This window comes from Kitasatospora sp. NPDC093558, assembly GCF_040683475.1.
Taxonomy (GTDB): domain Bacteria; phylum Actinomycetota; class Actinomycetes; order Streptomycetales; family Streptomycetaceae; genus Kitasatospora.
In genome coordinates this window covers 1-3,231 of sequence record NZ_JBFBDY010000675.1, presented here as the reverse complement: position 1 = coordinate 3,231, position 3,231 = coordinate 1, and the positions used below count along the sequence as shown (strand labels likewise).

The window sequence follows — 3,231 nt, the reverse complement described above, 5'->3', positions numbered from 1 at the left end:
CCCCGGCTGCTCCGGCTCCGGTCGCCGCTCCGGCCGCCCCGGCCGGCGACGCCACCCCGGTCCTGCTGCCCGCGCTGGGCGAGTCGGTCACCGAGCCGCCACCTCCGCGAGTGCCTGACGCTCCACGCCACCAACGGCGAGCGCACCGAACTCCCCGCCGCCCTGGAGTCGTTCGCCCTGCTCACGCTCGCCGCCGCACCGGCGCAGCAGCCGCGCGTCGTCCGCCTGATCACCGCCGCCGCCCGCCTGCGCACCGGCCTCGACACGCGACCGGACGCAGTCGTACGGTCCGCGCTCGACGAGGCGCTCACCGAGGCGCTCGGCGGCCTGCGCGCCCGCATGGGCTGGACGGGTTTCACCGTCGCCCACGCCGAGGGCATGCGCCTCGACGCCGCCGCCGCAATCCAGGAGGCCCTGTCCGTACCCGCCCCTGGCCGCACGGCCAGGGAGCAGGAGGACAGGGACCAGCAGCAGCTCACCCCGCGCCAGCTCCAAGTGGCCATGCTTGTTTCGGAGGGCATGACGAACCGTCAGATCGCCGAGCGCCTGGGCCTGTCGGAGTGGACGGCGGTAAACCACGTCCGCCAGGTGATGCGCCGGCTCGGCTGCACCTCGCGCGTGCAGGTCGCGTGGTCCCTCGGGCGGCGCCCGTGAACCCCGCCGCGGCGCCCGGCCTCACCCCGGCCGTCCTCGACACCGTCACCGTCCCGGCCGAGGTCGCGGCCACCTACCGCGCCGAGGGCTGGTGGCGCACCGAGACGTTCCTGCACGACCTCCGACGCACCGCCGCCCTCGCCCCGGCCCGCCCGGCCGTCGTCGCCCACCGCCTGCACCGCCCGGCCGGCCGCCGCGTCCGCACCCTCACGTACGCCCAACTCGCCGCGTACGTCGAGCGGTTCGCCGCCGCCTTGTACGCGCTCGGCATCCGCCCCGGCGAGCCGGTCGCGTACCAGCTGCCCGCCTGGTGGGAGACCACCGCGCTGACGCTCGCCTGCCTGCGGCTCGGCGCGGTCGCCGTGCCCGTCCTGCCCACCGTGCGCACCCACGAGCTCGCGCGGACGCTGCGCCTGACCGGCGCCCGGGTGTGTGTCGTCCCGGACGTGTGGGAGGGCCATCCGCACGCCGAGGCGCTGGCCGACCTCGCGGGCGAACTGCCCTGGCTGCGCCACCGGGTCGTCCTCGGCGAGGCCGCCGCCACCGGCGCGGTGGACTTCGCCGGACACTTCCTGCACCTGCGGCACCCCCCGGCGCCGCAGCACCGCGCCGACGCCGACCGCCCGGCCCTCGCCGTCTCGGTCATGACCACCGACGCCGCCGCCACCGCCGTCCTGCACACCCCGAACACCCTCTACGCCAACATCGCCGCGCAGCACGACCCCACCGGCCCCGGACGCCGACCCCGCGAGGTGTTCTACTCCGCGCTGCCGCTCACCTCCCTCGCCTCGCTGCTCTACACGGTGTGCTGGCCGCTCGCGGTCGGCGGCACCGGCGTGTGCCAGGACGTGTGGGACCCGGACGTGTGCCTCGACCTGCTCGACGCGGCCGGCGTGCACCAGGCCTACGCGGCCCCGGTGTACTGGACGGAGGTCCTCGCCGCGCAGCGCCGCCGGCCCCGCGAGCTGCGGCGCCTGCGCCTGCTGCTCTCCGGCGGCCGGACGAGCACCGCGGGCCCGCTGCTCGACGGCCTGCGCGACGCGCTCGGCGCCCCGGTGCGGAACCTGTGGGGCGCCCCCGAGGTCGGCATGGGCACCCTCACCAAGGGCGACACCCCGGCCGAGCGCGAGGGCCGCAGCGACGGCCTGCCGCTCGACGGCCTCCAGGTGTCCGTCCTGCCCCGCCCCGGCCACGAGGGGGCGACGCCGGGCGCGCTGCGCGTGCGCGGCCCGTCGGTGTGCCTGGCGCGGTGGCACCACGGCGAGACGGCGCCGGTCGTGACCTGGGCGGACGGCGACGGCTGGCTCGGCACCGGCGACACCGCGCTCGGGGACGGCCTCGGCGGCATCCGCGTCACCGAACGGGCCGGCACCCGGACGGGCGGCATCTTCATGGCCCCGGTGGACCTGATCGAACGGGAACTGCTCGCCCACCCGGGCGTGGCCGAGGCGGCCGTCGTCGCCCACACGGACCCGGAACTCGGCGAGCGCACGTGCGCCGTCGTGGTCCCCGCCGCGGACCTGCCCCCGCCCCCGCTCCTGGAGCTGCGCGAACACCTGGCCGCCCGGGGCATCGGCGAGGCGTTCCTGCCGACCCGCCTGGAGCTGGTGAGCTCGCTGCCCCGCGACGAACACGGCGCCGTCCGCCACGAGGGCCTGCGGCAGTGGATCGCCCGCCTCCTCCCGGGCCAACCCCGCACGATGCCGATCACCACCGGCTGAGCGACCACCGCGCCCACACACACGGCTCAACCGGCCGACCCACACGCGCACCCCAACCGCCCTCTCGTGCGGCACGCGCGCACTCCAATCGGCCCGACCACCCGCTCGTGTGGGCCACCGCCCGCATCGGCACCCCGACCACCCCGACCACCCGCTCGTGCGGCACGCGCGCACCCCAGCCGCCCCCCCTCACGGCCGCGTCAGCGCCGCCACGCACTCGTACAGCTCCGCCCGCCAGTCGGCGCGCAGCGGGGCGGCCCGCAGGGCGGCGCGGGCGCGGTCGAGCTGTTCGGCGATGAGCAGCTCGGCCCGGTCGTGCGCGTCCCGGTCGAACAGGACCTCGCGCAGCAGCTGCGCCATCCCGTCGAAGCCCTGCCCGCCGCCGAGGAAGCCGCGCAGCCGCCAACCGGCGTGCACCGCCCGGCCGAGCTCGCCGTAGTGCGGGTCGAGGTCGCGCCGGCCGGCCAGGGCCGCGCCGAGCAGGAGCGGCTGCTCGACCGCGTACCAGCCGGAGGCGCAGCCGCTGCCGCAGCCGTCCAGGCACTCGGCGGGCCAGGGGTCGTCCTGGTACTCGCCGGCCCGGGCGGCCTCGCCGTAGGCGCCGAGGACGCGGTCGGTGCGCAGGTCGTCCCAGGTGCCGCGGGCGCGGGCGGGCAGGGTGAGGGCGAGCCGGTCGGCGAGGGTGAGGGCGAGGTCGCCGGCGAGGACGGCCATGCCCTCGCCGAAGCGGCGGGACTCCCCGCGCCAGCCGTGGCGCTCGTGTTCGGCGGCGTGGCTGACGTGCAGGGTGGGCACGCCGCGGCGCAGCACCGCGCCCTCGCGGGTGTCGTGGCGGATGAGGTGCCCGGTGTCGAGG

General features: G+C 77.7%; 3 protein-coding genes. 2 read left to right on the top strand and 1 reads right to left on the bottom strand.

Going from position 1 to position 3,231, the window contains the following annotated elements; all coding sequences use genetic code 11:
* On the top strand, window positions 1–654 hold a 654-nt coding region (locus AB0O00_RS33550; RefSeq protein WP_363658288.1), incomplete at its 5' end, for a LuxR C-terminal-related transcriptional regulator.
* On the top strand, window positions 651–2,375 hold the full coding sequence (locus tag AB0O00_RS33545) for an AMP-binding protein (RefSeq protein ID WP_363658286.1): 1,725 nt from the start codon (window positions 651–653) through the stop codon (window positions 2,373–2,375). The genes AB0O00_RS33550 and AB0O00_RS33545, both read left to right, overlap by 4 nt.
* A gap of 189 nt (window positions 2,376–2,564) precedes the next feature.
* On the opposite strand, the gene AB0O00_RS33540 is transcribed toward AB0O00_RS33545, so the two are convergent.
* Window positions 2,565–3,231: hypothetical protein (locus tag AB0O00_RS33540; protein ID WP_363658284.1), on the bottom strand; the 667-nt coding region annotated here is incomplete at its 5' end.